This is a genomic window from Anaeromusa sp. (genome assembly GCF_028691475.1).
GTDB lineage: Bacteria > Bacillota > Negativicutes > Anaeromusales > Anaeromusaceae > Anaeromusa.
In genome coordinates, this window is sequence record NZ_JAQUZF010000132.1 from 1 (window position 1) to 6265 (window position 6265).

Annotated in this window: 7 protein-coding genes; 1 reads left to right on the plus strand and 6 read right to left on the minus strand. The window is 52.2% G+C overall.

Translation table 11 applies throughout. The features are described from left to right. From PHF27_RS12740 to PHF27_RS12760, 5 genes are all read right to left on the minus strand, one after another. A partial coding sequence (locus PHF27_RS12740; protein ID WP_363320066.1) for a methyl-accepting chemotaxis protein occupies positions 1-1019 on the minus strand: 1019 nt, incomplete at its 3' end. Then, positions 925-1875 carry a cache domain-containing protein gene (locus PHF27_RS12745; protein ID WP_300070768.1) on the minus strand — a complete coding sequence of 317 codons (951 nt, stop codon included), beginning with the start codon at positions 1873-1875 and terminating at the stop codon, positions 925-927. The genes PHF27_RS12745 and PHF27_RS12740, both read right to left, overlap by 95 nt. 224 nt (positions 1876-2099) lie before the next feature. After that, entirely contained in the window at positions 2100-2510 is a 411-nt protein-coding gene (locus tag PHF27_RS12750) for an NUDIX domain-containing protein (RefSeq protein ID WP_300070771.1), read from the minus strand. A gap of 90 nt (positions 2511-2600) precedes the next feature. After that, the gene (locus PHF27_RS12755) at positions 2601-3956 is read right to left on the minus strand and encodes a GTP-binding protein (protein WP_300070774.1); all 1356 of its coding nucleotides are present in this window, start codon (positions 3954-3956) and stop codon (positions 2601-2603) included. 388 nt (positions 3957-4344) lie between these two features. Continuing rightward, on the minus strand, positions 4345-4725 hold the full coding sequence (locus PHF27_RS12760) for a hypothetical protein (RefSeq protein WP_300070777.1): 381 nt from the start codon (positions 4723-4725) through the stop codon (positions 4345-4347). A gap of 379 nt (positions 4726-5104) precedes the next feature. Between PHF27_RS12760 and PHF27_RS12765 the strand changes: the two genes are divergently transcribed. After that, positions 5105-5848 (plus strand): LytTR family DNA-binding domain-containing protein, encoded by a 744-nt coding sequence (locus tag PHF27_RS12765; protein WP_300070779.1) that lies wholly within the window; start codon positions 5105-5107, stop codon positions 5846-5848. A gap of 70 nt (positions 5849-5918) precedes the next feature. On the opposite strand, the gene PHF27_RS12770 is transcribed toward PHF27_RS12765, so the two are convergent. Beyond that, a complete protein-coding gene (locus PHF27_RS12770; protein WP_300070782.1) occupies positions 5919-6155 on the minus strand; it encodes a hypothetical protein in 237 nt (78 codons plus the stop codon). Positions 6156-6265 lie beyond the last annotated feature (110 nt).

A 6265-nucleotide genomic window follows, 5' to 3' on the forward strand; every position in this document is an offset into this window, starting at 1 on the left:
GTCTGCGTATGCCCCGCCGTCTCGCGGCTGATGCTCTCAATGCGCTGCACCGACTGCACCACGTCTTGGCTGTGCGCGCCAATCTCCTGCGCCGCCTGACTTACATGCTGCACCTGCTGATACATAGAGTCAATCAAGCCGACAATCTGCGTGAAGGTATGACCTGCGTCATCCACCACCGCCGTGCCGCGTTCCACTTCGCGCGTGCCATCCTGCATAGCCACAACCGCGCTTTGGGTATCGCCCTGAATTTCGCTGATCAGCTCCGCAATGCGCTTGGCCGCTTCTTGGCTCTGCTCCGCCAGTTTGCGCACTTCGTCGGCTACCACCGCAAAGCCGCGTCCTTGTTCGCCTGCCCGAGCCGCTTCGATGGCGGCGTTTAAGGCTAAAAGATTCGTCTGTCCGGCAATGCCGCTGATGGTATCGACAATTTGTCCGATCTCTTGGGACCGTTCGCCTAAACGCGCTACCACTTCCGCCGACTGGCTGACCGAAGACTCGATCAGCTGCATCTGCTTCACGGCTGTTTGCACGGCTTTTTCGCCGCCCCGAGCGGCCTGCGCCGTTTCGGTAGAAGAGTGCGACATCTGGCCCAAATTCGCCGCCACTTCCTGAATTCTAGAGGACATCGCCTCGACGCCATGCGCCGCTTGCTGTACCGCCTTTAACTGATCATCCGTGCCATGGGCAACATCCGTAATCGACTGAGCCACCTGCTGCGACGCCTGCGCCGACTGGTCCGCACTGGCTGTCAATTCTTCACTGGAAGCGGCTAGATGTTCCGATGAGCTGGCTACCTGCTTGATCATACCATGAAGGTTTTGCTGCATCCGGGTAATGGAATCGCCCAAATGCATAATTTCCTCTACGCCATCCACCTCAAAGCTGCGGCTCAAATCACCGTCCGCCATGCGTTCCGCCGCTTCATCCAACACCAACAACGGCTGGGCCAGTCCTTTGGCCGAATAAACCGCCGTTGCCCCCGCACAAACGGCCACCAACAGCAATAAGCCCGCCATAGTCAACACAATCGTCCAAATCTGGCTGCTCACCTCGCTGGAAGGCAAATACGCCACAACCCCCCCAGCCGATAGACTTGGCTGGCGAGTACGAAATCATCGCCTGCTCGCCTCGCGTAGAAGCAGCTTCCTGACTGCCGCTTTGTCCCTGCAGCACCGCCGCGATATACGTCCGGTCAGCGACCGACTCATTCTGCTGCACTTTGTCCTTATCCGGATGGGCCAACAGCTTGCCTTTGTTATCTACAATATCTAAGTAACCGCCTTGCCCCACCTTGACCGCTTCCGCCATGGCCCACAGCGATTTCAGACTGATATCCGCCGTAAAAACACCGATAGGCTTGCCTGCGGCATCACGAATCGCGGTGGAAATGGTCACCGTCGGCGCCTTGGTAAAGGAAGAAATATAGGCGTCGCTAAAATGCAATTTCCCCGCCATGGCGTCTTTGAAATACGGACGGTCCGCCCGATTGGCCAAGGAGCCGGATGTTCTAGCGATCTGCATGCCGCTGGCGTCCATAACATAAATCAATTCCATATAAGCATTTTTCTGCTGCGCCGCTACAATCATTTCCTTGATTTGCGCCGCATCCATGCTCCGCGCCGTCGGCGTCGCCGCCAATGCCTCTGTCAAGCCTTTGGCATCGCTCATAAAGCGCTCGATTTCGCTAGCCGCTTGTCCGGTCAGCTCACGATTGCTTTCGGCAATATTGTCTTTTTTCTGCGTCACATTCATGTAAGTACTGACGCCGCCTACTAGCGCGGCGGACAAAAAGGCGAACAGAACCAACAGCACTATCAATTTACTCTGCAAGGTCTGCTTTGTCACCGTTTTTAAAACTACTTTATCGCTCACAATCCTACACCCCTTCTCATTGTTACTGTCCGTATGTCGCGTTGGGCAAAACAGTTCGACCATTACAGGCTTATACATTCTTAGTTACCAAGTTCTGTACTTTGATTGTATAAAAAGCTCCTGTGCTTTCTGTTAAAAATTGGTTAAACCTAGTTAAAAATTAACCTCTCAACATAGCGGAGCAACAACAATAAACCTCAGGGTTTAAGAAATGCAAGCTTCTATTATCCCCCTATGGCCTTGCTGTCGCTGGCCGTACCTCCCATGCCTTGACGGATCAGCTTTTCTACCAAAAAAACATCCATGGGCATAAATTCATAACTGCTCAATTCTTCCGGACCAGCCCAAGCCAGCTCATCATGACCGGAAAGTGAAAAATTCCCCTCCTGCCACTGCGCCCAATAAGCCAACAAACGCAGGTCCCCATAGGAGCGCAAGGCAAAGCGTCCTCCAATCGATACATTTAGACCCATAACGTCTACAAAATTCCGCTCTAAGCACGCTTCTGGCGCTTCATCCTGGTTGCAAGTCCCCCAGGGAAATTCCCATAAACCTGCCTGTGTACGGCCCTCGCTGCGCCGCGCAATTAATACCTTGCCTTTTTTTACGATGAGTGCTGCTACGCGTTGTTGCATTCTCACCTTCTCCTTTCCAGCTAGTCGCTGTCGGATTATGTTTGTTTTCCTTATTTTTCATCACTTTTCCTGCTAACCCACAAAAAAAAACTAAATTCTACCGGTAAATACGTCCCGAATCCGCCCTGTTTCGCTCCATTTTTGCACATTTTCCCGAAGAAGATCGTGTAAAACTCCTGTTGGACGCTCTTCCAAGTCATAGTAAACCTGATACAACGGCTTATTCAAATGAAGCAGCCTCTCCAAACGACTGGGCGTAGCCGAGACAATGGCCTCGCAGGCTGCGGCATTCAACGCCGTCTCCAGTTCCGCCAGTTGCTCCGGCTGATAGCCCAGCGCCGGCAGGACCTGCTGCAAATGCGGATACAACTCCCGCGCCCGCGCCAAGGAACCTCCGGTCCACTCCCACGGTTCCACAATTTGAGCGCCGACAGCGCGAGCCGCCAGCAGACCCGCGCCATAGGGCATGCCGCCGTGCGTCACAGAAGGCCCGTCTTCCACCACCACCACCCGTTTACCCCTTAGCTCGTCGCCACGGTCCAAACGAGGCGGGGAAGCCGCCAACACCACCCTCGCCTTGGAGTTGACCTCTGCAATCGAAGCTTGCAGCAACGCCACCTCTTGCTGCGAAACGCTGTCCACTTTGTTGATCAGCACCGTATCCGCCATGCGCAAATTGGTTTCTCCTGGATGATACGAACGCTCGTGACCTAGCCGCAAAGGATCGGCTACCACAACCAGCCAGTCTGGCTGAAAAAAAGAGAAATCATTATTGCCGCCGTCCCAAAGAAGCACCTCCGCCTCCGCTTCGGCCGCCTCCAAAACCTCTCCGTAATCTACGCCCGCATAAACAATGTGCCCTGCCGCCAGATGCGGTTCATATTCCTCGCGTTCTTCCACCGTACAGCGAGCGCGCTGCAAAGCCTCCACAGTAGCAAAGCGCTGACAGCGCTGGCGCTCCAACTCTCCATACGGCATGGGATGGCGTACAATAGCCACCCGCAGCCCCCATTCCTTCAGCCAAGACGCCAGTTTGCGCGAAACCTGGCTTTTGCCCGCGCCAGTCCGCACAGCACATACGGCAATAACAGGCTTAGACGCTTGCAGCATGGTCCGTGCCGGACCCAAAAGGCGAAAATCCGCTCCAGAAGCCAAGACCCTTGACGCTGCATGCATCACCGTTTCATGTGAAACATCGCTGTACGCAAAAACAACCTCATCCACCGCTTGCTCTCGAAGCAGCGCTTCCAGTTCTTCCTCCGGCACAATGGGAATGCCCTGCGGATAGAAGCGCCCCGCCAACGACGGCGGATACCTTCTGCCTGCAATATCCGGTATTTGCGTCGCCGTAAATGCCACTACCCGACTATCGGCATCATTACGAAAACAAGTGTTAAAAACATGAAAATCGCGTCCTGCGGCGCCTAAAATCACTACCTTGCGCATAAGGCCACACCTCCAGGAGAGTTAAGAGAACGAAACGGAACACAGCGTAACAGAGAAAGGCCAGAGGAAATCCAGAGATTTAAACAAGAAAACCCGAAAAAAATATTTGCAGAGAGATTGCCGCGTCGCTGCGCTCCTCGCAACGACAGCGCCAAGATGGCTTACGGGTCATTGCGAGCGCCAGCGCGGCAATCTCTCCGGGTCTTTAAGGGAAAACATCCGACATCCATAGCAGGCCCGCCGGAAGGTTACCCTCAAAAAAAGGAACAGAAGAAAAGTAAAGAACATCATACTGCAAAGTTTCTCATACGCCCTTTGCTTAAAATCTTCTCTGGCCTTCCTCTGTTCCTCTGTTACTCTGCGTAAACCGTAACTCCTATTCCCCTACTCAAACCGCCGCCCAAGGCAGCAACAGCTCTCTTGCTTCCTCGCGCCAAGCTGTAAACGCCGGCAGCAGCGCCTGCGCCAGCACCTGTTTCATCTGCGGCAGTTCCCCTTCAGCAAACGAGTCCTGCATACCGGAAATAGCGTCTCGCAAGTCTCGCAATACTTGCACTAACTGTTCTTTGCGCTCTTCCACGAAAAATTCCGGCAGCAATTCCGTTAAACGCCCCGCAGCCATGGCGAAATCGCTGAAGAGCTCTTTCCCCGCTTCCAGCTTCAGTTCATCCAGCTGTGCCCGCATGTACTGCAGCGCCTCTTCCATCGTTTCCATAATTTCCAGCATCCGCCGGGCTAAATCTCGTTTTTGTTCATCTGTAACTTCCATGTGCTTCCTCCTTCGCGTTGCCGCGATTTATCATCCTTGACAAGGGAAGATTTCGCTCTTGCTAATACAGTTCCCTGCTAAAATCAAAATTCTGCCAAATTTTAATACTCCTCCTGCGTACCCTTCCGCGAGTCCTCGTTAAATCTTATAACTCCGCCGAACCCTCCCTCTACTCACTCTACTCCTGTTAAAAATCAGCCCCGCGGCCTCTTGCGTTCCCTTTCGCAACCCCAGAGTCTTGCTTTGCGCTCTATCTCCTTCTAGCCCTCTAAGTCTACCCCGGCCCGCCAAACGTCCTGTTCTCCATCTTGGTTGCGTGAAGCGCTGTTTCTTGCCAATACGAGTATGCTACAATATATAAAACAAAACATAAGGAGGGATGGCATTGCTGCACCTGGCGGTTTGCGACGACAGAACCGAAGACCGAGAACGGCTCTGCCGTCTGCTCGAAGAATACGGACAACATAATAACCTCGAGCTGTCAGTAGACCAATGGAGCACTGGCGAAGACTTCTTACACGCCTTTGTCCCCGGACGCTACCAGCTACTATTTCTAGACATCTACATGAAACAAATCAACGGCGTGGAAACGGCCCGCACAATACGCGAACAAGATGAAGACTGCGCCATTGTATTTGTCACGACAAGCCCGGAACACGCCGTAGAGGGCTTTAGCGTTAACGCCCTTCACTACCTCCTGAAACCCCTTACCGCAGCGCAACTAGACACAGTATTCCAACGTTTGACGCGCCTCCAAAAAAAAGAGCCTGCGTATATCACCGTACGATCACAACGGCTGGAAGTACGCTGCAACGTAGACGAGATTATATTCGCCGAGATCTATGACAAGCTGTGCTTGATACATACGAAAACCAACACCATTCAAACCTATACTCCCTTGGATGAAATCGAACGACAGGTTCCTGTGAGCCTATTTTTACGCTGCCATCGCAGCTATTTGGTAAACATGAGTTACATTACCCGAATGGAGGATACACAGTTCACTGTTCACGGCCAGCACCTCATCCCTATCCGCAAAAATGACAGGCAAACGCTTAAACAGCGCTACTTAGACTATCTTTTTGCGACCACCAGGAACAGTGACGACGAGCATTATGATTGAAACAGTTTTAGCTTGCCTATATTTGATTTTATCCATAGTTCCTTTTAGCATCCTGCGCTACTACCCTTTTTTAAAAAACCTGCGTCTGCCCCTGCGCACAGTATGCCTGCTGTACGCCTTGATCCTGCTCTTGGAACTGGCCGGCATGATCCTGCTGCGTTACTACGGTCTTTGGAGTTCTGACATCTACGGCCTTTATCGCTTGTTCTTCGCTGTTTGGTATGCCATACTGTCCTTTGTCCTTATCAAAGTCGCCTTCTTTAAACAATTTTTTGTCTATACCATGATGGTAACTCAACTTTCGCACCTTAAAAACATCTCTTAAGTCTTGCTGTTTCTAAGGTCATCTTATTTTCAATATAGGCCTTGAAATATAGAAAAACACCTATCTGTTATGGTAAAGTGAATTTGCACAAA